The 26,255-nt window shown below is 38.4% G+C and carries 21 protein-coding genes; 17 read left to right on the top strand and 4 right to left on the bottom strand.

What is annotated here, in order from left to right; genetic code table 11:
- The first annotated feature begins 137 nt into the window (after nt 1-137).
- From BLW74_RS16650 to BLW74_RS16610, 9 genes are all read left to right on the top strand, one after another.
- Complete coding sequence (locus tag BLW74_RS16650; RefSeq protein WP_089694134.1) at nt 138-1,508, top strand: outer membrane beta-barrel protein; 1,371 nt, start codon at nt 138-140, stop codon at nt 1,506-1,508.
- Between the two features lie 33 nt (nt 1,509-1,541).
- The gene (locus BLW74_RS16645) at nt 1,542-2,627 is read left to right on the top strand and encodes a porin (RefSeq protein ID WP_089694132.1); all 1,086 of its coding nucleotides are present in this window, start codon (nt 1,542-1,544) and stop codon (nt 2,625-2,627) included.
- A 58-nt stretch (nt 2,628-2,685) separates the two neighbouring features.
- The gene (locus BLW74_RS16640; protein ID WP_089694192.1) at nt 2,686-3,795 is read left to right on the top strand and encodes a histidine kinase; all 1,110 of its coding nucleotides are present in this window, start codon (nt 2,686-2,688) and stop codon (nt 3,793-3,795) included.
- 5 nt (nt 3,796-3,800) lie between these two features.
- Nucleotides 3,801-5,516 (top strand): ATP-binding protein, encoded by a 1,716-nt coding sequence (locus BLW74_RS16635; RefSeq protein ID WP_089694130.1) that lies wholly within the window; start codon nt 3,801-3,803, stop codon nt 5,514-5,516.
- A 78-nt stretch (nt 5,517-5,594) separates the two neighbouring features.
- Nucleotides 5,595-6,062, top strand: a complete 468-nt coding sequence (locus BLW74_RS16630; RefSeq protein ID WP_089694128.1) for a hypothetical protein — start codon at nt 5,595-5,597, stop codon at nt 6,060-6,062.
- Nucleotides 6,063-6,141: 79 nt separating this feature from the next.
- A complete protein-coding gene (locus tag BLW74_RS16625; protein WP_139265760.1) occupies nt 6,142-6,645 on the top strand; it encodes a hypothetical protein in 504 nt (167 codons plus the stop codon).
- 35 nt (nt 6,646-6,680) lie between these two features.
- Nucleotides 6,681-7,139: a hypothetical protein gene (locus BLW74_RS16620; protein WP_089694123.1), complete on the top strand. Its 459-nt coding sequence runs from the start codon at nt 6,681-6,683 to the stop codon at nt 7,137-7,139.
- 36 nt (nt 7,140-7,175) lie between these two features.
- Nucleotides 7,176-7,412: a hypothetical protein gene (locus tag BLW74_RS16615; RefSeq protein ID WP_089694121.1), complete on the top strand. Its 237-nt coding sequence runs from the start codon at nt 7,176-7,178 to the stop codon at nt 7,410-7,412.
- Nucleotides 7,394-7,681 (top strand): type II toxin-antitoxin system RelE/ParE family toxin, encoded by a 288-nt coding sequence (locus BLW74_RS16610; RefSeq protein WP_089694118.1) that lies wholly within the window; start codon nt 7,394-7,396, stop codon nt 7,679-7,681. Before BLW74_RS16615 ends, BLW74_RS16610 begins: the two co-directional genes overlap by 19 nt.
- Before the next feature lie 83 nt (nt 7,682-7,764).
- On the opposite strand, the gene ligA is transcribed toward BLW74_RS16610, so the two are convergent.
- Nucleotides 7,765-9,771, bottom strand: coding sequence for an NAD-dependent DNA ligase LigA (ligA, locus tag BLW74_RS16605; RefSeq protein WP_089694116.1), 2,007 nt, complete (start codon nt 9,769-9,771; stop codon nt 7,765-7,767).
- A gap of 324 nt (nt 9,772-10,095) precedes the next feature.
- Between ligA and BLW74_RS16600 the strand changes: the two genes are divergently transcribed.
- The 8 genes from BLW74_RS16600 (at nt 10,096) to BLW74_RS16565 (ending at nt 23,673) form a co-directional block, all read left to right on the top strand.
- On the top strand, nt 10,096-13,182 hold the full coding sequence (locus tag BLW74_RS16600) for a TonB-dependent receptor (RefSeq protein WP_089694115.1): 3,087 nt from the start codon (nt 10,096-10,098) through the stop codon (nt 13,180-13,182).
- A gap of 166 nt (nt 13,183-13,348) precedes the next feature.
- Nucleotides 13,349-14,095: a glycerophosphodiester phosphodiesterase family protein gene (locus BLW74_RS16595; protein WP_089694112.1), complete on the top strand. Its 747-nt coding sequence runs from the start codon at nt 13,349-13,351 to the stop codon at nt 14,093-14,095.
- A 467-nt stretch (nt 14,096-14,562) separates the two neighbouring features.
- A complete protein-coding gene (locus BLW74_RS16590) occupies nt 14,563-17,526 on the top strand; it encodes a SusC/RagA family TonB-linked outer membrane protein (RefSeq protein ID WP_089694110.1) in 2,964 nt (987 codons plus the stop codon).
- A gap of 11 nt (nt 17,527-17,537) precedes the next feature.
- Nucleotides 17,538-18,986, top strand: coding sequence for a SusD/RagB family nutrient-binding outer membrane lipoprotein (locus BLW74_RS16585; RefSeq protein ID WP_089694108.1), 1,449 nt, complete (start codon nt 17,538-17,540; stop codon nt 18,984-18,986).
- 66 nt (nt 18,987-19,052) lie between these two features.
- On the top strand, nt 19,053-20,615 hold the full coding sequence (locus tag BLW74_RS16580) for a calcineurin-like phosphoesterase C-terminal domain-containing protein (RefSeq protein ID WP_089694190.1): 1,563 nt from the start codon (nt 19,053-19,055) through the stop codon (nt 20,613-20,615).
- Nucleotides 20,616-20,788: 173 nt separating this feature from the next.
- Nucleotides 20,789-21,502 (top strand): 3-ketoacyl-ACP reductase, encoded by a 714-nt coding sequence (locus BLW74_RS16575; protein ID WP_089694106.1) that lies wholly within the window; start codon nt 20,789-20,791, stop codon nt 21,500-21,502.
- Nucleotides 21,503-21,984: 482 nt separating this feature from the next.
- Nucleotides 21,985-22,812 (top strand): 50S ribosomal protein L11 methyltransferase, encoded by an 828-nt coding sequence (prmA, locus tag BLW74_RS16570; protein WP_089694104.1) that lies wholly within the window; start codon nt 21,985-21,987, stop codon nt 22,810-22,812.
- 21 nt (nt 22,813-22,833) lie between these two features.
- The gene (locus BLW74_RS16565) at nt 22,834-23,673 is read left to right on the top strand and encodes an SH3 domain-containing protein (protein ID WP_089694102.1); all 840 of its coding nucleotides are present in this window, start codon (nt 22,834-22,836) and stop codon (nt 23,671-23,673) included.
- A gap of 82 nt (nt 23,674-23,755) precedes the next feature.
- Here BLW74_RS16565 and BLW74_RS16560 read toward each other — a convergent pair whose 3' ends face one another.
- Genes BLW74_RS16560 through BLW74_RS16550 form a run of 3 tightly spaced genes read right to left on the bottom strand, consistent with a single transcriptional unit; the run spans nt 23,756 to nt 26,255 of the window.
- Entirely contained in the window at nt 23,756-24,310 is a 555-nt protein-coding gene (locus tag BLW74_RS16560) for a cysteine hydrolase family protein (protein ID WP_089694100.1), read from the bottom strand.
- Between the two features lies 1 nt (nt 24,311).
- Complete coding sequence (locus BLW74_RS16555) at nt 24,312-25,595, bottom strand: MFS transporter (protein WP_089694098.1); 1,284 nt, start codon at nt 25,593-25,595, stop codon at nt 24,312-24,314.
- A gap of 60 nt (nt 25,596-25,655) precedes the next feature.
- On the bottom strand, nt 25,656-26,255 hold the full coding sequence (locus BLW74_RS16550; RefSeq protein ID WP_089694096.1) for a TetR/AcrR family transcriptional regulator: 600 nt from the start codon (nt 26,253-26,255) through the stop codon (nt 25,656-25,658).

Below are 26,255 nucleotides of genomic sequence, written 5' to 3'. Positions count from 1 at the left end.
GTAAAAAAGATCAGGTACAAACAGCCCCTGTTTTTTAATCCCTAAAAGATTACAGACTACAGAATTCATTTTTCAAAATCAGTAGGAGATAGAATTCCCCATCACTCAATTACTATATTATTATCAATATTTATATAATGAAATCAAAAATTTTTCAGGCAGCATTTTTTCTTGGACTTAGCACTTTAAGTTTTATCAATGCTCAGGAAATAAAAAAAGACTCAGTAACTGCTCACTCCATAGATTCCTTAGTAGCAAAAACAGATTCTAAAATTCCTTTTGACGGTTATGATCTTACATGGATCAATGGACAGAACCGCCAGACAGACTTTCCTTTAACTTTAAAAGATAAAAATGGAGAAACTATACTTACAGGGGTAACCTATGTGGATGCGTATTATAATTATGATTTTAACCGGCCCAAAGATAATACCCATACTATTTCCGCAGCAATAGGCCGTTCTAATGAAGTAACGATTAATATGGCAAGCATTGGGTTAGAAACCAGTTATAAAAATGTGATTGGCCGTTTATGGTTGCAGTTCGGCCAGATGGGTTCTATTGTTCAGGACCTCGACGGAACAGTAAACCACGGGAAAAATACCAGTGGAAATAACTTAAAATACATTCGTGAAGCTGCCGCAGGATATCATTTCAATGTGATGCACGGATTGAATGTGGAAGCAGGTATTTTTATGAGCTATATTGGTCTGGAAAGTTATGTTTTGGGAGAAAACTGGAACTATCAGAGAAGTTTGGTCTGTGATTTTACTCCTTTCTATTTTCAGGGAGCAAGAATTCAGGCTTATCCGTCTAAAAAGTTCAAAACAGAGATCTGGGTGCTGAACGGATGGCAGACTTATAATTCCTGGAATACAGGATTGGGATTGGGCGTTTCCAATTACTATCGTCCTAATGAAAACTTACAGCTTGTCGCGAACTTTTATCTTAACGGACAGGATACCAGAAATAATCCAGGAGTACGAAGATTTCACCATGACCACAGTATTGTTGCCAGATACTATAAAAATAAAGACAGTAACGGGCTTTCACAAGCAGCCTTCAGCATCAATAATCATTACGGATTTCAGAGCGGGGGAGGAGTAAAAGCTAAAGATAACTATATGATCGGTACTTCTGTTGCCAACAGACTATGGTTTCATCAAAATAAAATTGCTTTAACTTTAAGAGCCGATGCAGTTTCCAACCCAGGAGCTTATCTTGCGTTTACGCCTTCACCTGTTGCCAGCAATGATTTTAATGATGCCATTGCAGCAGGAGAAACGCTTAAAATGTTTCAGGGAACTGCAACAGTGGATATTATGCCCAATCAATTTGTTACCTTTAGATTAGAATATGGGTTCAGAAAAAGCAATATCCCTTATTTTGCAGGAAGAGAAGGAACTACCAGCCCGGATGGATGGATAGATACTCCTGTAGAATCCTGGAGACCAGATCTGAGAAAGTCGGACAGCAGGTTTACGCTAGCCGTAATGTTCAGATTATAATGAGAGTATTCACCAAATAACGATTGAAACGCCATGAAAAAATATATTGTTGCAGGGATATTATCAGGGATATTTTTTCCAAAAGCCCAAACCGCAGACTCTGTAAAACAGAGTCCTAAAATACAATTTTCTGCCTATGCGGAGCTTTTTTATACCTATGATTCTAATGAACCCTCCAACCACATCCGACAAAATTTTCTGTATTCGTACAACAGACATAATGAAATAAATCTCAATTTAGGTTTGATAAAAGCTTCCTACGAAAACGAACGCCTCAGGGCAAATGTAGCTTTAATGGCCGGAACCTATGCTCAGGATAATATGGCTGCAGAACAAAACGCATTGCGGTATGTAAATGAAGCCAATATCGGAATCAAAATTTCCAAAAATAAAAATCTGTGGATTGATGCAGGAATCATGCCTTCCCATATCGGTTGGGAAAGTGCCATAGGAAAAGATAATATCAACCTGACCAGAAGTCTTGCTGCCGAAAATTCTCCTTATTTTGAGACCGGTGCTAAAATTTCATACACTTCAGATAACGGCAAATGGTTCTTAAGCGGATTGGTATTGAATGGCTGGCAGCGTATCGCAAAGGCAGAGGGCAATCAGAGTATTTCCTTCGGGCATCAGGTGACCTACAAACCTAATGATAAAATGACTTTGAACAGCAGTTCATTTATCGGGAATGATAAGGCCAAAGAAGATAAAAGAATGCGCTATTTCCATGATTTGCATGGGATTTTCCATGTGACAAAGCAGTTTTCAGCAGTGGCAGGATTTGATATTGGAGCAGAGCAGAAATCAAAAGGAAGCGAACACTACTATATTTGGTATACTCCGAATGTCCTGATGAAATATCAGTTGGACAGCCAATGGGCACTGGCAGGAAGATTAGAATATTACAGTGATAAAAATGGAGTGATTATCAATACCGGAACGGCGGATGGATTCCAGACCTTCGGATATTCTTTAAATTTAGATTACTCTATTTTGAAGAATGTCATATTACGTACAGAAGCCAGAGGTTTAACCTCTAAAGACGCAGTATTTGTTCGGAATAATGAAATGAAACAGGGTAATTTTTTCATTACGGCCAGCCTGGCCGCCTGGTTTTAATAATCAGCGAAATCCTCATTAAAAAGTGTTCAAAGTAAAATTAAAAAGAATAAAATCAATGTCATCAGCAAAAGATTTTTTAGAACTGATTCAAAAGTCCCGAAAAGGAAAATTCAAAATTTATATTGGGATGAGTGCAGGCGTAGGAAAAACTTTCCGTATGCTTCAGGAGGCCCATTCTCTTTTGCGAAATGGCATTGATGTAAAGATTGGCTATATAGAAACCCATGGCAGGGAAGAAACGGTAGCCCTTGTTGAAGGTCTTCCTGAAATTGGAAGAAAATCTGTCTTTTATAAAGGAAAAAATCTTGAAGAAATGGATCTTCAGGCCATTATTAATGAACATCCTGAAGTGGTTTTGGTAGATGAACTCGCTCACACCAACGTAGAAGGTTCCAAAAATAAAAAGAGATGGCAGGATGTGCTGGAAATTCTTGATAACGGTATTAATGTCATCAGTGCTATGAATATCCAGCACATCGAGAGCCTGAATGAAGAAGTGAAGAAAATCACGGGAGTAGAAGTGGCAGAGCGTGTTCCGGATAAAATTCTGGCACTGGCAGATGAAGTGGTAAATATTGACCTTACCGCTGATGAGCTGCTGACCCGTTTAAAAGAAGGAAAAATCTATAAAAAAGAAAAAATCCAGACGGCGCTCAGTAATTTCTTCCAAAGCGGGCATATCCTTCAGCTTCGTGAACTGGCTTTAAAAGAAGTAGCCACCCATGTGGAAAGAAAGGTAGAAACAGAAATCAAGACAGAAAATTTTAAACCCATAAAATTTCTGGCCTGTATCAGCAGCAACGAGAAGATCGCCAGGACAATAATCCGTAAAACAGCCAGATTAGCGAGTTACTATAACAGTCCGTGGACTGTTTTGTACGTTCAGAAGCCCTCTGAAAATCCTGAAAAAATAGCGCTCGATAAACAGCGGTATTTAATTAATAATTTTAATTTAGCACAGGAATTGGGTGCCAAAGTAGTCCGGATTAAAGAAACTAGTGTCCACAACGGAATTCTGGAATATGTGATCGCTCATAATATCACCACGGTCTGCATTGGAAAGCCTCATGCCAGTTTCTGGCAGCGAATATTAGGCTACAGCTGGATCTATACCCTGATGAACAGGCTGAATGAAAGACAGATAGATATTATTATTTTATCATAAAAATAATGAAACTTAAAACGAAACTTACCTTAGGCGTGGGCCTTTTATTTCTGCTGATTGTTCTGCTTTCAGTGATAGGTTCTGTATACATCAATAAATTAAAATCCGATACTGAAAAGATCCTTACAGCCAACTATAACAGCCTGGAGTTTTCCAAAAATATGCTTCTTGCACTGGACAACATCAGTACAGACAGTACCGTTGCGATAGCGGATTTTAGAAAAAACAACAAGCTGCAGGAAAAAAACCTTACGGAATTTGGAGAAAAAGAAGCCACTCAGAATCTTAATATGCATTTCAGCAGCTATCTGAAAGCCCCTGATATCCTTAAAGAAAAATTGATCCGCGAGGATCTGGCAAAGATCATGTCTTTGAATATGAAAGGGATAGAACGGAAGAGCGATATCGCGATTATTACAGCAGAAAATGCTACTTTTTGGATTGTAAGTCTGGGAACCGTATGTTTTCTGATTGCCTTTATATTGCTTTTCAATTTACCCCAAACCATCGCTGAGCCTATCAATCAGCTTACTTTCAGCATTAAACAGATTGCCGATAAAAACTATAATGAAAGAGTTCATTTCAAAGGAAGTGAAGAATTCAACAGTCTGGCAGCATCATTCAATACGATGGCGGAGAAACTTCAGGAGTACGAAAGCAGTACGCTTTCCAAGCAGCTGATGGATAAAAAACGGATCGAAACACTGGTTAACAATATGCATGATGCCGTTATTGGCCTGGATGAAAACCATTTTATCTACATGATCAATGATGAAGCACTGAAAATCACGAATCTTCATAAGGAAGACATTATCGGAAAAACAGCCCATGAAGTAGCGGTTAATAACGATCTGATGCGCGAATTGCTGAAAAATATAGATCATCCCGTCAAAGAACCCATTAAAATTGTCCGCGATAATAAAGAAAATTATTTTGAGCAGGATATTGTCCCCATCAATATTGTAAAAACAGGGGAAAAAGAGAAAAAATATATCGGGAAAGTAATTTTATTAAGAAATATCACCCCTTTCAAAGAACTGGATTTTGCCAAAACCAACTTTATTGCAACCATTTCCCATGAACTGAAAACTCCGATTTCCGCAATCAAAATGGGCGTCCAGCTTCTTGGAAATCAAAAATTCGGGGAACTGAATGAGCAGCAGCAGGAATTATTGAAAAGCATCAATGAAGACGGACAGCGTTTACTGGATATCACAGGAGAACTGCTTAATCTTTCTCAGGTAGAATCCGGAAATATCAGACTGACCATAGAAAGATGTTCTCCTAAGGAAATGGTACAGGCCGCTGTAAAGAATGTTGAAAAGCTGGCCGAACAGAAAAATATCTCCATCAGTACAGAATACCTTCTGGAAGATAATGACGCTGTGACTGCGGATTTTGATAAAACAGTCTGGGTCATGAATAACTTTCTTACCAATGCCGTAAAACACTCTTTTCAGGATGAAAATATCAAGATTGTGGTAGAAAAACTGGATGATTTTATCCAGTTCAGTATTATTGACACCGGAAGCGGGATTGATGAAAAATACCATCGCCAGATCTTTGACCGTTACTTCCAGGTGCCGGGAGAACATCAGAATGGAACAGGCTTAGGCTTGGCTATTTCAAAAAACTTCATTGAAAAACAGAACGGGGAAATAGGCGTGAAGAGTTCTCTGAATAATGGAAGTACGTTTTATTTCAGACTGCCGGTTTCGTAAGGATTATTGTTATATCTTTGAATAAGAAAATAGCTGATTTTCTTATTTAAAAACGTGTCATTCTATTCTTTTAAATTCATGGATCCTTTTTTCTATTGGCCATTGGCAGTTATAGCATTTTTTATCATTTCAAGAGTTTTCTTTTATACCCAAAAAAATAAAATTATTGAAAAATATCAACAGCCGGATGCGGTAATTTTAAAAAATATCCATGGTACCATTGTTTCAGTAAGTAAAGGAAGTCTTAGCTATAGTAAAAGCTTTCAATGGTGTAGTTTTGAAATTTTCATGAATCAGAATTCTATGTTTTTGTTTCCTAAAGATTTTTACATTGTTCCTGGTAAGTGTATTAATCTGAGATTTGGGTCAGATCGCAGAAACACAAGAAAGCCGGAAGTTCTGAGAGAGTTTCATATACATGATAATTATGTGGAATTGATTCTTTATCCTGACTGGATGCCTAATACAAAACGTACAATTTCTTTGGAAGGGCTAAATAAGGAAGAAATTTTATTATTTCGGAAAGCTTTGATTAAAGAATCGTAATTTAAATATTATTGTTATCAGCTGATATCCTAATAATTATTTTATATTTTAGTAGTATAAAATTCAATAACTTATCACGGTGAATATCAAAACTATTGCTTTCTTCTTTGGACTTATAATGGCTGATTTTTGTTTTGGTCAACAAGAATTTCGTGAGGATTTTACTTTAAAACTTCCGGTTGATTCTGTGAGGTATTATCAGCAGGAAGTCAAAAAATCCCCTTATTTTGTGAAGGAAAATACTTTACAAATTTATCCTGGTGAACATGTATTTATAGAAACAGAACTTAAAGAAGGGAAATTGGAATCAATGAAGGTGGTTAAAGAAAATGTAAACCCGTCAAAGACTATAGAAGTAGAGTTTTCACAGGATACTGAAGATAGAAAACATAAAGGAATGGTCCTTCAGGTAAGCAATCCCTTTGATAGCAATCTCTTATATGATGCGACAATGTATACTGTAGGAGAACCTAAATGGGTTGAAACTTCCATTCTTCCAATAAAACCTAAGTTGACAGGCTTTGAATTATGGAATGATGTTATTATTACTATTGTCCTTCATAACTGGAGATTACAAAACTGATAATCCTATTCTTTATATTTGTGATATAAATAGAAATGAGAAAAACTTTAGGACTCTTATTATTTTCAGTTTTACTGAATATTCAGGTCTCTGCTCAGACATTCACATTAGAACAGCTTAAAGGTTTCAACAAACTTACCATGAATGAGTTTAAAAAAGAAATGAAACAGCTGAAGTTCAAATTTTACGACAGGACAGAAGGCTTAGGCTTCCTTTTAACCGAATACGAAGCTCTAGATTACACCTCGAAAATCGGAAAGTTTGAATATGCAGAAGAAAAATCAGAAGACAGAATTGAATTTGAGTTTAAAGATAAAAAAGAGTATGACCAATATCTTAAGTTGATATTAGCTGCCGGATATAAGGAAACAGAAAAAGGAAAGATCATTACCAAAGAACCCTATGCAGATTACTATAGGAATAAAGAACACATCAGAATGATTCTGCCAAAATCCGGAGAAAATGCTCCATATACTATTATTGTTTTTAAATAAATAAATTTTTCTAAATTTGATCTTAAATCACATAAGATGAACACATCAGATTTAAAAATTGATTTAATTAATAGGATAACCCAATTAAAGGAAGTCAGAATTATTGAAGAAATTCAAAAGATTCTGGATTTTGAATTGGATCAGAATGAATATATTCTCAACGCTGAGCAAAAAGAAAGAATTGCTGAAGGAAGAGAAGAATATAAGAATAAAGCATACCTTTCAGAAGATCAGGCGAACCAGGATATTGAGGAATGGCTAAAAGAAAAGTAATCTGGACCGTTAAAGCCAATAAAGAAAGAAAAGAAATTCTTGAATATTGGATTCTCAGAAATAACTCTAAAATTTTTAGCATAAAACTCAATAAGCTGATCTTATATAATGTTGGACTACTAGCTGATCATCCAACAATAGGAAGAAAAACAGATGTTGAAAAGGTAAGAGTAAAAATAGTGAGAGATTATCTCATATTTTATGAGTTCTCAAGTTCTGAACTGATTATCCTTTCTATTTGGGATGGAAAAAGAGAAAATAAAAAGTGAGAAACTCTTAATTTAGCTCATTTCATGATAATAAAAAACCATTGAAAAAAATCAATGGTTTTTTATTGAAAATAGGGTAAATCTTATTGTTTTTCAATCAGATCCAGGAACTGCTGCTCATCCAGAATATGAATAGTTCCAATATCCTGAGCTTTTTTCAGCTTGCTTCCTGCTTTTTCACCTACCACAAGATAGTTGAGGTTTTTCGAAACGGCAGAAATGTTTTTCCCGCCATGTTTTTCCACCATTTCCTCGGCAGACTCTCTGGTGAATAATGATAATTTTCCGGTAAAGAGGAAAGTTTTGCCTTCCAGAACGTTGGATAAAACTTCATTCGTGCTTTCTCCTTTCTCAAGCTGTACACCATATGATTTTAAACGCTCTATCATCAGTACGTTTTCAGAATTCTGGAAAAACTCAACAATACTTACCGCAATCTTAGCCCCGATATCTTCTACCTGGCAAAGCTCCTCAACCGTAGCATTTTTTAGTTCTTCAATGGTTGGAAAGTTTTTGACCAGTTTCTTAGCAACCGTTTCTCCCACATGCTTAATCCCGATGCCGTACAAGACTTTTTCAAAAGGAACTTCTTTGGATTTCTCGATCCCTGTGATGATATTCTGAGCAGACTTTTCAGCCATTCTTTCCAATGGAAGAAGCTGTTCTTTTGTTAAAACGTAAAAGTCAGCAGGATTTTCAATCAGTCTCTCTCTGTACAGCTGTTCAATGGTTTCACTTCCGAGATTATCAATATTCAACGCTTTTCGGGAAACATAATGAATCATTCTTCCTACCACCTGTGGCGGGCAGTGAAGCTCGTTCGGACAGAAATGAATGGCCTGATCTTCAATTTTTACCAGTTCAGTACCACATTCCGGACAGTTTCTGATGTATTCAATTTCTTTGCTTTCTTCTGTTCTTTTATCTGTGTTTACCCCTACAATTTTAGGAATAATTTCACCTCCTTTTTCTACATAAACAAAATCATTCTCATGAAGATCAAGCTTTTTGATAATATCTTCGTTATGTAAGGAAGCTCGTTTTACAATTGTTCCGGCCAGTAAAACAGGTTTAAGATTGGCAACCGGAGTAATAGCGCCTGTTCTTCCCACCTGATAAGACACACTTTGAAGTTCTGTCTCTACCTTTTCTGCTTTAAATTTGTAAGCCATTGCCCAACGTGGAGATTTGGCTGTATAACCAAGCTGTCTCTGCTGCTGTAATGAATTCACTTTTAAAACAATACCGTCAATTTCAAAAGGAAGATTATGACGTTCCGTATCCCAGAACGTGATAAATTCCTGTACTTCAGCCATCGTTTTACATAATTTGGCCTGCTGTGATGTCTTGAAGCCCCAGCTCTTGGCCTTCTGAAGCAATTCCCAGTGCGTTTCTGCAGGCACTTCATCCGAGATAAACTGGTACAGTACAGAAGAAAGTCCGCGCTTTCTCACCTCAGCACTGTCCTGCATTTTCAAACTTCCGCTGGCAGTGTTTCTAGGATTCATGAAGGGATCAAGACCTTCTTCTTCACGCAGCTTATTGATTTTATCAAAGTTTTTTCGGGTCAGATAAATTTCTCCACGCATGAAAAAATGGTTTGGGAAATCGCCCTTTAAAGTCAAAGGAATATCTGAAATGGTACGTACATTCGGAGTAATCTCATCTCCCTGAAAGCCGTCACCACGGGTAACTGCCTGAGCCAGCTTTCCGTTTTCATAAAGAATAGAAATAGAAGCACCGTCATATTTCAGTTCAGCAACAAATTCTACCGGATCATCAATGGTTTTGATGATTCTTTTTTCCCAGTCTTCCAGATCGTCAAAATCATAAGAATTGTCAAGAGAATACATTCTGAATTTATGCTGAATAGTAGGGAAAACCTTAGTAACACCACCGCCTACACGTACTGTAGGAGAATTTTCATCATAAAATTCCGGGTATTGGGCTTCCAGATTCTGGAGCTCTTCCAGAAGCATATCGAATTCGAAATCCGAGATGGTAGGAGTATCCAGTAGGTAATAGTTTTCGTTATGCTGGTGAAGCTCTTTGCGGAGCTGTTCTATCTTTTGTTGAATGTTTTCAGACATTGGGTTTCTATCTTTTGAGCAAAAATAACTAAAGTAATCGCATTTAAAAAATAACAGAATAAAATAGTACGGGAAAGTTAAAAATCCGTAATACACCTTAACAGCCTGATTGTACAGGAAATAAAACATGTGTTTAAAGTAATTTAACATATTGTTCTGATTTAATTAAAAAAATGTTAAAACTTCCTTAAACACCCCGCCTTTAAAGTCAGGATACCTTTGCACATCTGATTGAAAGAAACCTCATAATCATCTATCATCATGAAAATCAAAGAGGTTTCTGTGCTAACATCAAAAAATTAATAATATAGATCTTCGGAAGAAATGAAAAAAGTAAAGATTGTACTGGGATTATTGTTTTTAGGGCTTGGGACAATGGCATATGCACAGACCACGCAGGCTTCTATTGTAGGGAAAGTGACCGGGCCGGGAAGTACGGCTCAGGAAAAAGTGAAAGTAACGATCGTGAATGAGTCCACAGGATTCAGAACCGAAACTGAAACGAACTCAAAAGGGGAGTATATTTTTAAAGAGATTCCTCTGGGAGGCCCTTACACTGTTATTGTAAACGATGATAAAAAAGAAGGCTACAATGTCAACTTCGGTGATCAGGTGACCGTGAATATGGATCTGGGAAATGAGAAACATATTGAAGAAGTAAAGATTACCGGAAACCTTAAAAACAAGATCGGGAACCTGGGAGCGGCTACTGCTATTTCTGCTAAAAACATCAGCATGCTTCCGGTGAACGGACGAAACTTTGCCAATCTTGCCGAATTGTCGCCGTTAAGCGGAAAAGGAGGAAACCTTTCCGGGCAGCTGGGATCTTCCACCAATTTTACAATTGATGGAATGACGGCCAAAAACCCTACCTCCGCAGGAGCGACAACCAGCCGCAGCGGTGCCCCTTTCTCAATCTCCATTGAAGCGGTACGTGAATTCAAAATTACCACCAACCAATATGATGTGACATTAGGAAGAAGCGGTGGTGGAACTGTAAGTGCCGTTACCAAATCAGGAACCAATAAGTTTTCCGGAAGTGCATGGGAGTATTTAAGAACCAACTGGCTTTCCAGCCCATATGATATCAGGGGAAACAAAAGAGATAATGATTTCTCTACGTCGCAGTTCGGATTTTCATTGGGAGGACCCATTATTAAAAATAAACTGCATTTCTTCGCAGCATGGGATCATCAGCTGGATTCAAGACCCTTGGTGATTGCGGATATCAAGTCTCCGGATGATGAGAAGAGGTTCAATACGACTACGCAGACGCTTAATCAGTTTCTGGATATTGCAAGAGCCAAGTATGGGGTAGGCAGCAGCCCGCAATTCGGAACGTTTGACAAAGTGAGAAATTCTGATGCTGCATTTTTGCGTTTAGACTGGCAGATCAATGAAAAAAACCTATTAACATTAAGAAATAACTTTACGTACGACCTTAATAAAAACGGTCTTGCTGACAATACCAATATCAATTTCTTTGAATCTTATGGAAATGATAAAAACCTGGATAACAGCTTATTGTTAACCTTAAGATCCAACCTGAAATCTAACCTCACCAACGAATTAAAGGCTCAGTACCTGTACACCTTTCAGGACAGTTACCAGAACAATCAGTTAGGAAAACCTGTACCGAGAGCCATTGTTGAAGGAGTTTCTTCCAGTGCCGGATCTACCAATATCCAGATCGGGGGACATCGTTTTGCGCAGGAAAGCTTCAGAAATAATGTATTTCAGGTGGTAGACAACTTATATTACAATACAGATAAGGTAAAATATACTTTCGGAGCAGATTTAATGTACACAACTGCAAAATCGGTGTACGGTAGTGAAGTGAACGGAAGATTCCATTTTCAGGGAATGAATAACTTTGATGCGATGACGCCTTACAGATTCTACAGAGAAGTTCCGTTGATGGCAGATCCGTCCGTAAGATCCAATATCTGGAATATCGGAGTATATGGTCAGTTTCAGACTAAAGTGGCAAAAGGTCTTGACTTAATGGCTGGTTTAAGATTAGACTACGGCGGCTATCCGAAAGCGGAATTCAACCAGAAATTATTTGATGAAATGGGAATCCGAACGGATAATAAAATCAAATCATTCGTTATTCAGCCAAGATTTCAGTTTGACTGGAACATCAATGAAGGAAATAAGGACTTCCTGAAGTTCGGTGCCGGAATTTTCTCTTCCGATATCAACAATTATATGATCATCAATAACCTTGTATTCGATGGGAAGCACCTTGCTACAGTGGATGTAAATCCTACAGCAATTGGTCTTACTCCCGATTTTAACAGCTACAGAAATGATTATGGATCAGTTCCGTCACTTTCCCAGTACCAGATTCCAACCATTAACTATACAGGGAAAGATGCAAAAATTCCAATTGTTTATAAAGCAAATATCTCTTATACTCATTTCTTCAATGAAAGGTTCAGAGCAGGAATTGCAGGATATATGGCTTTAGGTAGAAATAACTACTATTATTATGACAGAAACATGGTAGCCAATCCTTTCTTTACATTATCGAATGAAGGGGGAAGAGGTGTATTCATTCCTACAACTGCCATTACCAATAACGCCAATAACAGTGTAAGTTTCGACTGGAAAGCAGGAAGAATCAATAACAATTTTGGTAGAGTACTGGAGTTGGTAAGTGATGGTAAGGTAAACCAGTTCTCTTTCGTTATTGATACAAGTTACCGTTACTGGAAAGATGGAGAAATCACAGCAAGCTACACATGGTCTGACATCAAAGACAATACTTCATACAACGGAAACGTTGCTAATTCCGCTACATTGTCTACCATGATACAAAGTGACCCAAGAGATTTAAGAATGACCTATTCTGACAATCAGTTCCGTAATAAAGTAGTGATCTATGGTAACTCTCCTACCATTGCCGGATTTACTTTAGGAATAAGATATTCAGGAATCGGAGGAACCCGCTTCTCTGCAACCACAGGAGGAAATATCAACGGAGATTTCGTAGATTCCAATGATCTTGCTTTTATCTTCCCGAATCTTACCAAAGCTATTCTGGACGATCCTCAGGTAGGACAGGCGCTGAAAGATTATATCAACGAGTACAACGGTAAAATTGCTGAGCGTAACGGAGGTAAAAACGGATTCTATGGTGTTTGGGATGTACGTGTAGCGAAGAAAATAAAATTTGATAAAGTAGGTGCTTTTGAACTTTCTGTCGATATCTTCAACGTAGCCAACCTTCTTAACAAAGAATGGGGCGTAAACAAATCATACGGCAATACTTCTTTGTATAAAGTAACTAAGTTTAACAAGGATACCATGCAGTACGAATACACGAAAAACGTGAGTGGAGGAGGTTTGGTTCCTCTATCCGGAAATCCATACCAGATACAGATCGGAGCGAAGTATTCCTTCTAATATCTGTTTTTAAACCACTGAAGACATAAAAGAAAATAAATTGTTTATAGCAGCGTTCTGTTAGCAGTAATCAGAAAATCTTTTATGTCTTTGTGGTTTTCATTTGGTAATAACTACCTTTATCAGGAAGTTTTACGGCTTTATTTTTAATAATTTAAATTATATTATGAAAAATTTTATCTTAGGGTTAGCAGTTTTAAGTACAGTTATGATGAAAGCACAAACCCAAATTATTGCCCACAGAGGGTATTTCCAGGCTCAGCCTCCTACAACAGAAAATTCACTTCGATCTTTGGAAAATGCCCAGAAGCTGAAAATATACGGGTCTGAATTTGATGTAAGAATGACAAAAGATGGCGTATTGGTGATCAATCATGATGAGCATCACGGTAATATGGAAATTTCAGACACTGCCTTCAAAGACCTGGAAGCTGTGAAATTATCCAACGGGGAAAATTTTCCTACTTTAAAAGAGTATTTAAAACAGGGGAAAAAAGATAAATCCCTGAAGCTGATTGTGGAAATCAAGCCGGCCAAAACACCGGAAATTGAAAATGAAATCACTCAGAAGACGATCAGAATGATCAAAGATATGAAGCTGGAATCTCAGAGTGAGTTTATCTCTTTCAGCCTGAATATCTGTAAAGAGATCAAAAAACTGGCTCCTGCTTTTAAAGTGCAGTATCTGAACGGTGAACTTTCCCCCGAACAGATCAAAAAGGAAGGTTTGGACGGAATGGATTACCACTACAGCGTTTTCCAGAAAAATCCGGCCTGGATTGCCGAAGCAAAAGCTTTAGGACTAATCACCAATGCCTGGACAGTGAATGACGTTGCCGTTTTCGATGAGCTGAAAAAGCAGGGAATAGGGTTTGTAACAACCAATATTCCTGATCAGTTGAAGAATAAATAACGATAAATATCCTTCACCAGTAGTACAACTGAAGAACGGAATATTCCCCTCCCTTGGAGGGATGGCAAAAATTCAAAGAATTTTTACCGGGGTGGTGTAATAAGACAATCCGGTTAAATCAATAACAATCATAATTTACACAGTCTGTCTCATTGAAAGGGACAGACTGTTTTTTTTCCAGACCCTAACCACTTTTTTAAATAATGCATTTGGCTTATTTGGTTGTAAATCAGATGTTTGTTTTAGTTTTTGTGGTATTATCCCAAGACAAGACAATAAAGATACATAAATCTGCGTGTGTAATGGTATTAATAATACTTAATTGCTTAAATGTTTGTTAATTAGATGTTTATCGAATGTTATTAAAGCTGAATTAATATATGGTTTAATAAATTTTTAAGAAACGTTAAAGTTATGTTAAGGTCATCCTTGTTATGTAGGTCTAATTTTGCGCAAACAAAAAGGAAATGCGTAAAGAGACACAGAAACTATTGGTTTTGTCGCTGTTAGGATTCGTCAGCGTCAATCTGGCCGCCCAGCAGAAAGCAAAGAAAGACACCGTTAAAGCGCTTGATGAAGTGGTGGTTACTGCCTTGGGGATCAAGAGGCACGACAGAGCCTTGGGATATGTTGCCGAAAAAGTAGAAGCCAAAACATTTGAAGAAACCCAAAACAATAACTGGGCACAATCCATGGAAGGGAAAGTGGCGGGTCTTAAAGTTCAGACAGCCGGAGCAGGACCGCTGGGAACTGCAAGAATTACCCTGAGAGGAGAAAAATCTATTATGATGGATCACAATTATGCCCTGATCGTAGTAGATGGAGTGCCCTTGGGAAATTCCACCACAGGTTCCGGTACAGCAGCGTACGGAGCAGGTTCCGGAGGTGATGTTCCTATTGACCTTGGAAACGGACTGAACAGCATTAACCCGGATGATATAGAATCAGTAACTGTATTGAAAGGAGCTTCTGCCGCTGCATTGTATGGATCACGTGCTGCCAACGGAGCATTAATGATCACAACAAAGTCGGGGAAGACAAAAAACGGAAAACTGAAAGTAACGTTTAATTCTTCATCAAGCTTTGATTCTGTACTGAAATGGCCGGACTGGCAATATGAATACGGGCAGGGAACCCTGGCTACCAACACTTCAGGAAACTTTTACTATTCTTACGGCCTTTCCGCAGATGGACCCAGCACCGGCGGTACCAGCAGTGCCTTCGGACCTAAATTTGCCGGACAGTACTATTTCCAATATGATCCTAATGTAATGGGACAAAGTAAAGAAAGACAACTGTGGAGACCATACGAAAATAACATCAAAGGTTTCTGGAGAACAGGTTCTACTTATTCCAACAGTATTTCCGTTGAAAGTTCCAATGAGAAATCAAGTTTCAGATCTTCGCTTACTTATCTTAATAACGAATGGATGATGCCTAATACCGGCTTTGACAGGTTCAATTTCGCCTTATCGTTTGCTCATCAGCTGACTCAAAAACTGAAAATCTCCACAAAATTTGCTTATAACACTACTGCCAGTGACAATCTTCCGGCGACGGGCTACAACAACCAGTCAATCTCTTATTTCATGATTTTTCAAAATCCTAACGTAGATCTGGAATGGTACAGACCCATCTGGAAACCCGGTCAGGAGCAGGTAGATCAGATACATCCTTTCAGTTCTTATATAGACAACCCCTACATGATCGCCTACGAAATGCTGAATGGGGTAAGAAAGAAAACCATTACAGGAAATATTACGGCAGAATATCAGATGAATAAAAATTTCAGCTTAATGCTGAGGTCTGGTATTGAAGTTCTGAACGAAAAAAGAACCACCAAAAGACCCTGGAGCTCGGCCAATTATCTGAAAGGGTTCTACAGAGAACAGTTTATCAAAAATCAGGAATATAACAACGACCTTTTATTTTCTTATAAAGCAGATTGGAATAAATTCAGTATTTCTGCTTCAGCAGGAGGAAGCATCCGCTATAACGAATATCTGATGACAGATTATCAGGCTATCGGATTGAAAACTGCCGGTGAGTACAGTCTTACCAATGCACTTTTTATCCCGGTTAAATATCCCGCGCCAAGAGACAAGCATGTAGACAGTGTTTACGGATTACTTACGCTGGGATATGACAATAAAATATTTGTAGATGTTACCGGAAGAAACGACTGGAGCTCTACATTACCCAAGCAGAACAGATCTTTCTTCTACCCTTCGGTGAGCACAAGTTTTATTCTTTCAGACCTGTTTAACCTGAAAAGTAATAATCTGAACCTCTGGAAACTGAGAGCTTCATGGGCCAAAGTTGGAATAGACAGTGATCCTTATCTTCTGGATAACTATTATACAGCAAGTAATATCACAGGAAGTGTGGTAGCTCCCACCACATTTAACAATCCCGGCCTAAAACCAGAGAAAAATACCAATATTGAAGCGGGTATGGACTTCAGCTTTTTCAAAAACAGATTGAATCTTAATCTTACCGCTTATCAGAACATCAGTGAAAACCAGATTATTCCTGTATCTCTTCCCTACGAAAGCGGATACTCCAAAAGAGTGATCAATGCCGGAAAAATCCGAAACAGAGGAATTGAACTTTCAGCAGACATCTTTGCTGTTAAATCCAAAAACTTTTCATGGAAAGTAGGTGGAAACTGGTCTACGAACGAAAACAGGGTAATGACCTTACCTGAAGGCTTTGACGGAATTGTTTCCAACGTAGGAGATGTGGTTTTCTATAAAATGGAAGTTGGAGGTTCACTTGGTGACATGTATGGATTCAAATTATTGCGAACACCAGATGGAAGAGTAATTTACGGAGATAACGGACTTCCGGGAAGGCCGGCAGACATCGAAAAAGTCGGAAATGCATTCCCGAAATGGAGAGCCGGTCTTCAGAATGATTTCAGAATCAAGAACTTTACCATAAGCTTCTCATTCGATGGTCAGTATGGTGGTATTGCCTATTCGCAGTCCCATCATAAAATGTCCGAGCAGGGGAAGCTAAAATCTACGCTTCCGGGAAGAGATAATCCCGGTGGAATGATTGTGGGGGAAGGAGTTATTCAGAATCCAGACGGATCTTACAGCACCAATACAAAAGGAGTAACCGTATCTTCTTATTATGCTGATTATTACAGAAGAGCCAATGTGGAAACCAATAGCTTCAGTACAGATTTCATTAAGCTTAGAGATGCCAGAATTGCCTATTCTTTCCCGAAAGAAACCATACAGTCTTTAGGGCTGGATGATCTTACGATTGCCATTTTCGGAAAGAATCTCTGGATGTGGACCAGGTTCCCGATGTTTGATCCTGAAGTCGCCACACTGGATAATACAACCATCACTCCGGGAGTCGAAATGGGACAGCTGCCTACAGCAAGAACCGTCGGTTTTCAGTTAAATCTTAAATTTTAAAATCTTTAAAAATGAAAAAAATAATCATACGCGTTACACTGGCTGTTTGCGTTTTCATGCTTCAGTCCTGCGACAGAACGTTTGAAGAAATCAATACCGATACCAGTAAAATCAAAGATCCGTCAGTAGGAAGTCTTCTAGCTCCCATCCAATACGAAATGGGAAGCTACGGATATAACAGAGCGGATGATTTTACTTTCGATATCATGCAGATTGCTCTGGACTTTCCGAATGAAGGAAATACGTACAGCAGATATTACATGGACGAAAAAAGCGGTAACGGCTACTGGAACACCTCCTATAAATGGCTTAAGCAGGTAAGCGATCTTAAAAAATATGCTATAAAGGAGCAGAATAATAATTATCTGGCGATATCCATGGTTCTAAATGCATGGATTGCTTCCAATCTTACTGATGCATTTGGAGATGTCCCTTTGTCTGAATCTGTAAGAATTGAAGAAAATATTTTAAGACCCAAATATGATAAGCAGAAAGATATTTACATTCAGCTTTTAAATGATCTGAAAACCGCCAACTCACTATTCAATACAGCACAGGCTCTTACAGAAACAGATTTGTTTTACAATGCCAATAGCAACAGCCAGACCGGAATTTTAGGATGGAAGAAGTTCTGTAACTCATTGTCACTAAGATTACTGACCAGAATTCTCAGCAGAAACGGAGAAGTGAATGTGTATGAAAGAATTCAGGAAATCGTCAGCAATCCGGCTCAATATCCTGTTTTCCAGAATAATACAGACAGCGCTGTGCTCCCGCTTTCAGGGGTATCTCCCTACCTTCCGCCAATAGCCCGTCCACAGGATTTTACAGCGTACAGATCAGCAGGTGAGTTCTTTGTGAATGCAATGAAGGATAATAACGATCCAAGGCTGAGCATGTTTTTTACCAAAGCCAAAGCAACCACAGGAGAGGATCTCGGTTATAAGGGAGCTCCTTCAGGATATGCGTTGGGAACAGCTTTCAGCTATCAGCCCTCTAATCTTAATCAAAATCTGGCAAAAGCCCCTTTAAAGATATTAATCATGACCTATTCTGAAGTTCAGTTTATTTTGGCAGAATTGGTTAACAGAGGAATTATCGCGGGAAATCAGCAAACTTACTATGAAACAGGCGTAAAATCTATCATTGAGCAATGGGGGGCTGCAGTTCCTGCCAATTACTTCAGTAACCCTAAAGTAGCGTATGATGGCTCTCTGGAAAAGCTAATGCTTCAGAAATACATTTCCCTGTTTTTTGTAGATCATCAGCAGTGGTATGAATACAGACGTACACAATTACCTGCACTGCCTAATAACGGCGGACTTCAGAATGGCGGGAAGATGCCTGTAAGATTTATGTATCCAACAACAACAAAGGTAATGAATACGGATAATTATAATGCAGCCGTACAGTCCATGGGAGGTGACAATATTAATGTAAAAATGTGGTGGAATAAATAAACTGAATTAAAAAATTGGAAATAATTTAAAGATTTAAAACTTATGAATATCAATATAAAATTCTTAATGCCTTGTGTGCTGATTTCTGCAATGGCATTTTCACAAGCTTCTGTTTCAGGATATATCTACGAAGACAGCAACAAAAATCAAAAGAAAGAAAACCGCGAGAAAGGAATAGAAGGAGTAGCTGTTTCCAATGGTGTTCAGGTGGTTCTTACCGATAAAAACGGAAGATACAGCCTGCCGGTTCAGGAAGAGCAGACCATTTTTGTGATCAAGCCTTCAGGTTATCAGACGGCTTTAAATGCAAACAATCTTCCGCAGTTCTATTATCATCATAAACCTAACGGCTCTCCGGCAGATTTTAAATACAAAGGAGTAGCACCCACAGGAGACCTTCCTAAAGAACTGAATTTCCCGCTTTACCCTCAAAAAGAAGACAAAAACTTTGACATTCTCGTCTTTGGAGATCCGCAGCCTTACACAGAGAAAGAGCTGGATTATTTCAAGAGAGGAATTGTAAATGAAGTGAAGGGCACTAAAAAAAATGCAGTCCTGGGAATCAGTTTGGGAGATCTGGTCGGAGATAATCTGAGCCTTCAGAAACCATATGCAGATGTAATGAAGGAAGTAGGACTTCCATGGTATAATGTAATGGGAAATCATGACATGAACTATGATGCGAAAGAAGACAGGTTTTCCGACGAAACCTTTGAATCCAATTTTGGCCCGGCCAATTATTCTTTTAATTATGGAAATGTGCATTTCATCATTCTGGATGATATTCTTTATCCCGATCCCAGGGACGGCAAAGGATATTGGGGAGGATTCCGTGAAGACCAGCTTCAGTTTATTGAAAATGATCTCAAACTGGTTGATAAAAATAAACTGATTGTCGTTTCCTTCCATATCCCTTTGGAGCACAACAATGAAGACAGCTTCAGAAATGCGGACCGTCAGAAACTATTTGATTTCTTATATCCTTTCCGGAATGTTTTGCTATTATCAGCACATACACACATCCAGCAGCAGATTTTCTATGGAAAAAAAGCAGGCTGGAACGGAATGAAAGAACTGCACGAATATAACGTAGGAACCACTTGCGGAGACTGGTATTCCGGAACAGCAGATGAAGCAGGGCTTCCTACCTCAACCATGAGAGACGGAACGGCAAAAGGATATTCATTCATCAGCTTTACAGACAATCAGTACAAAGTAAAATATAAAACAGCCGGAAAGCCGGAAGAGTATCAGATCAGATTGTATGTTCCGAAAGTAATTCCTTCATCAAGAACTTCTGCAAAAGTATTGGCCAACTTTTTCATGGGAAGCAAAAAAGACAAAGTAGAATACCGAATAGACGGCGGAAAATGGGAGGAAATGGAATATGATGAAACCATAGACCCGAATTTTGCTCTTTCCGTTTTTAAATGGGATGCTACAGAGAAAATTCTTCCGGGAAGAAGACCATCCAATCCCGAAATGTCAAAACATATTTGGGAAGCAGATTTCCCTAAGAAATTATCATTAGGAAAGCACACCGTTGAGGTGAAAGCTGTAGACATGTATGGCAATGAATTCTCAGCTTCAGAAGAGTTTGAAGTTCAGAACGCCATCCAGATTCCTTAAGCATTTTATTTTTTTTACTATACCTTTTTTAGATTTTGAAACCGGTTCTATGAGCCGGTTTTAATTTCTGTCGGAGCTTTCTCAAAAACCATTAAAAAACTATTAAATCCATGTTTTCAGCCTCCCATAAAAATGTTGTTTCGTAACTTTGTAATAAGAAAAGTATCATTACTATGAATATAAACGGAAAAAATGCCATCGTAACAGGTGGCGGAAGAGGACTTGGAAAAGCTGTGGCGCTTGCTTTGGCTCATGAAGGAGTAAACGTTGCCATTACAGGAAGAAACGAGGAAAACCTTAAAATGACGGTTGAAGAGATCAAAAAACTCGGCGTAAACTCAGCCTACGCAGTATTCTCTGTAGACAATGAAATTCAGGTAAAAGCTGGAATAGAATCTCTGGCAGAGCAGTTGGGAGGAATTGATATCCTGATCAACAATGCAGGAATCGGAGACTTCGGAAGCATCGAAGAAATGCCTTCTGAAACTTGGGAGCAGGTTATTAAAACCAACTTATTTGGAGTATATTATGCTGCTAAAGCAGCTCACCCATTCATGAAAGCCAAAGGAGAAGGAGATATTGTAAATGTAGCATCTACCGCAGGTCTCAAAGGAGGACCGAATATGTCTGCCTATGCCGCTTCAAAAGCAGCTGTGGTATCATTATCACAGTCGATGATGGCAGAATGGAGAAAACAGAACATCCGTGTTATCACTTTAACTCCAAGTACCATTGCTTCTGATATGAGCATCCAGGGAGGACTTACTGACGGAAATCCTGATAAAGTACTGCAGCCGGAAGATTTCGCAGAATGGGTAAGAGATATCCTGAAAATGAACAGAAGAGCATTAATTGCCAACGGTTCTATTTTCTCTACGAATCCATAATAAGTTTTAAAATTTAAAATTCAATAGGAGCGGGCTTTAGCCCGCTTTTTCTTTTCATAAGTTCTATATGGCTTTAGCCAAAACCTGGAATTTTTCACATTTCAAGAAAAACAATACGGAAATTTATTTTCCAGGTATTTTATAATAAATTTTGGCTAAAGCCAATGGAATTTGTCTTGATTTTGAAGACAGGCTAAAGCCCGTCCCTATTGAATATAGTATACGCAATCATCTGTGTCATCCGTGTAATCTGTGGGAAAAAATAGATAATAAAATATGAGATTCTTCACAGCATTTAGGGACTACGTTCGCAGACTTTCAGTCTGTGTTCAGAATGACAAAAGCCAAATAATCTGACTTTTGAGATTATATTTCAAAAAATCTGTGGGTAAAAATCAAAAAACTCCCCGGTTTCAGCCAAAAATTCCCCCATCATTTTTTTAACCGTAATAACATTAGTATTTTTGCAGCAAATTAGTCACATGCAAAATTATTTAGAATTCAATTTCAAGATTTCTCCATTGCAGCCTTGGAATGAGATATTAATGGCAGAACTTATCGAAATAGGTTTTGACAGCTTTACAGAAGAAATCAACGGAATTTTAGGATATATCCAGACAGATTTGTTTAACGAAGATCAGCTGAAAGCACTGCCGATCTTTGAAAATGAAAATGTAAAAATTGAATATTCTTTCGAAGAAATGCCGAACATCAACTGGAACGAAGAGTGGGAAAAGAATTTCTCTCCTATCAATATTGATGATAAGGTCCTGATCAGAGCAGAATTTCATGAATCTGTACCGGGAATGCATGAAATAATCATTCAGCCGAAAATGTCTTTCGGAACCGGGCATCATCCTACCACTCACCTGATGATCCAGCAGATGATGGATATTGATTTCAATGGTAAAAAAGTATTGGACATGGGATGCGGAACCTCCGTACTGGCCATTTATGCAAAACAGCAGGGAGCCGGAGATACAAAAGCTATTGATATTGACGAATGGTCAGTGGAAAATTCTAAAGAAAATGCAGTAAGAAACAATGTAGAACTCGATATTGAACAGGGAACTGCAGAAAACCTGGGAAAAGAAAACTTTGATATCATTTTAGCCAATATCAACCGAAATATCCTGATTTCAGATATCCCAACGTATGTTTCAGTATTGAATGACGGAGGAAAACTATTGCTGTCCGGGCTGTGTTTCTTCGATGTGGATGATATTCTGGAAGTGTGCAGAGAGAGCGGGCTGGAGCTGAAAAAGCAATTACAGCGTGAAGAATGGGTAAGTCTTCTGCTCGAAAAATAACACAAAAAACAAAATATACCTATGAAAACTTTATGGACCGCTTTATTTTTACTGATGCTGCAGTGGTTTACAGCTCAGGAAAATGAAGTGTATGCAGATGGCGTTTTTAATTTTGAAGAAAATAAAATTCAGAAGGTTTTTACAGACTGGACCCGCGTGAGATCAGAACCCGGCGTAAATGCCCGTATTGCAGATTCACTGCAGGCCAATCAGCAGGTCATGATTCTTAAAAAAGAAAATACAGCCCTGAAGTTGGGAGAAAGAAATGCTAACTGGTATAAAATCTCTTATCAGAAAGGAGGAAGCACAATGGAAGGATACGTCTGGGGCGGTAATCTTTGCGTAGGATACCATAGCAAAAACGGCTATGATTTCCTTTTCGGCCTTGCGAAAACCATTGACAGGAAGAATAAAGAATTCAGTGAGATCGAAAAACAGAATATTGCCGGCATAAAAGTAATGGAAGGAAATACACGCATTGATGAGGTGTATTTTGATACCGGAAAAGGAGAAGAATTGAGTTTTGCTTCATTCAATATGGAAAGCAGCCATAAACTGCAAAATGTTGAATTTACCTTAAAAGCAATAGTTTCGGGAGAAGCATGTGGAATTGCAGGCTATGATCAGTACGTTCTTTTTAAAGATAAAAAACTGATTGCCCTTCCGCAGCTCATGAACGTAGGGGATGCAGGTGCTTATTACCACAGTGAAAAATATGTTTTTCCTAATGATAAAGGTGGAGTTTCCAACGCATTTATCCTGAAAGTGGAAGATATGGAAGTGGATGAGAATGACAGAGAGAAAAAGAAAAGCTCCTCCAAAACTTATCTCTGGAACGGAAGTTCCTACAAGTTGAAATAACAATAAATTCCGAATATATAAAACCGCTGTCAATACAGCGGTTTTTTTATAAATTCAACCAGAGAAAGAAAGGCTCTGCATCTTATTGTAACCAGTCATTAACCTTTATAACATCAGCTTGTCTTGGAAAAACCTTTCTCATCAGCACCTCATGTACTTCCTGATCTCCGTCCTTACAGCCGTCTTCAATAACGGTTAGCTGATAATCTTTATCAGAAGCCTCTCTCACCGTAGATAAAACAACTCCGCTGCTAGATATCCCTGCGAGTACCAGATGCTGAACATCAAGCCCCCGGAGAACAACTTCAAGATCACTTCCGGTAAAAGCACTGAATCTTCTCTTAGTAATCACAATATCTGTTTCTTCAGGACTAAGATCAGGATGAATAGCTGTCCATTCTTTCATATCCACATCCTCCATATGATGTTTAATTCCTGAAAATGCTTTATTGTGCGAGCTTATTTCCGGCATTCTCTGCCTGAACCCCACCGTAACGTAAATAACCGGAATTTGATGGTTTCTGGCAGTTTTAATAGCTTTTCTTACATGAGATACCAGTTCTTCTGTATCTGGCAGCCTGCAAAGTAAAGAGGTCTGCATATCCATCACTAATAACGCTGTTTTCATGTTTTTCATTTTAGGGTATTTTATTGATGAACTGTTCTTCTGATTCTTCTAAAAGCTGACTGTTTAAGGCTAGGGTCTTATTTTTTTTGAACAATAAGCGTCTGAAGGCAACCGCAATTAAAATCCCTGCCAAGCCTTCCAGCAGCAAAGTTTTCGGGGCTCCTATTTTCTCAGAAACAAATCCGATGAGTACACTTCCTACAGGCAGCATCCCGAATATGGCGGTCAGCAGAATGCTGATCGCTCTTGAACGCATTTCGGGAATTACTTCAGACTGCACGATGATATTACAGGTCGTAAACTGTGCTACACCACCTAAACCTGTTAACGCTGCAAAGAACATAGACCAGTAGAAATTAGTGGCGTATGAAAAGCAGATCAGTCCGATACTCAGAATAGCAGTGCTCAGGATAAGAATATTTCTCATGGAAGCGCCCTTTTTCAGAGAAGCAAGAAACACGGTTCCAAGAACTGCCCCAATCCCAATGAAACTTGATATATAGCCGAATGTTTCAGCATCACCTTTAAAAATTTCTTTTGCATACACAGGAATTAAAGTATCATATGGTAAAATCAATAAACCTGTAATACTCAGCATAATGATAACCAGGCTAATGGATGGTTCTTTTCTCAGATATCTGAAACCTTCAGCCAATTCTGTAAAAGTTCCTTTTTTAACAGGCTTTTTAGGAATGATTTTTATTTTCATCAGAGAAATGGAAACCATTACTGCTGCAAAGCTGGCTGCGTTTATAAGAAAGCATGTTCCCGCTCCGAATTTTTGCAGAATAATACCGGAAAGAGCAGGGCCCGCTAATTTGGCTATACTTGCCATTGCAGCACTCAGAGACAAAGCGCTTGGAAGATCTTCGTCATCGGTTACCACCTCATTGATCATCGCCTGCCGGGCAGGAATATCATAAGCATTGATAATGCCGAGAAAAACACTGAGTACAATGAAGCTCCAGATATTCTGATGACCGGTCATAACAAGAAAAGCCAGCAGAGAAGCCTGAATTAATGATAGAATTTGAGTGATTTGTATAATTTTATACCGGTTATAGCGGTCTGCAGCAACGCCTCCGAATGCTGAGAACAAAAATGAGGGAAACTGTTCTGCGAAAATAGTTAATCCCAGCATAAATGCAGACTGCGTCATGCTGTATACAACCCATACCACTGCTGTACGCTGCATCCATGTCCCAAATTGAGAAACAGAACGCCCGAAAAAATACAAAGTATAGTTGGTGCTTCTGAAAGCGCGGAATGTACTGATATTACTTATTTTACTCATCTTTTTAAATAGACTTTTTGACGAAAATTGTAAAAATGTCAAAAATTTTATAAAAAATTTTTACCCGATATATCTGATGACCATAGAGGTCAGGGTGCTCACTGTATTGTTTAAACTTTTAAAACTGTTTTTTAGACTCATCTCGCGCCTTATTCCTCTAATACTGCTCTGCAGAATAAAAATAATGGTTTCCTGCTCTTCAATAGCAACTTTGGGGATAACGCCAGTGTTGATGCTCGTTGAAAATAAATTAAGAAGAAGATTCCTTTCTGCCTCCATCATCCGGTTGTGGGCATCGGTAATATGTTTTGATTTCTCTTCATTATCCATCCCGGCTTCTATTGCTCTGAAAAATGAAGATCTTTCTTCCGATGTTTTTACCTTCGACAGACAAAACTGCTGAATTTTTCCTTCGAAAGTTTTTTTCTTCTTCATGTTAGAATCAATCTCAGAAATAACTTCGCGGATTAAGTTTTCCAGAACAGCCTGAAATACCTCCTCTCTGTTTTTATAATAGTAATAGATGGAAGTCCTGCTTTTTCCCACTGCTTTTGAAATATCATCCATCGTCACTTTCTTTAAACCATATTTCAAATACAGTCCTGAAGCGGTTTCCAGGATTTGTTGTGAAAGCTGATCTTGTTCCGTGTGAGATGACAT

The sequence above is a fragment of the Chryseobacterium culicis genome (assembly GCF_900108365.1).
GTDB classification, from domain to species: domain Bacteria; phylum Bacteroidota; class Bacteroidia; order Flavobacteriales; family Weeksellaceae; genus Chryseobacterium; species Chryseobacterium culicis.
This window is presented reverse-complemented; position numbering and strand designations above follow the sequence as displayed.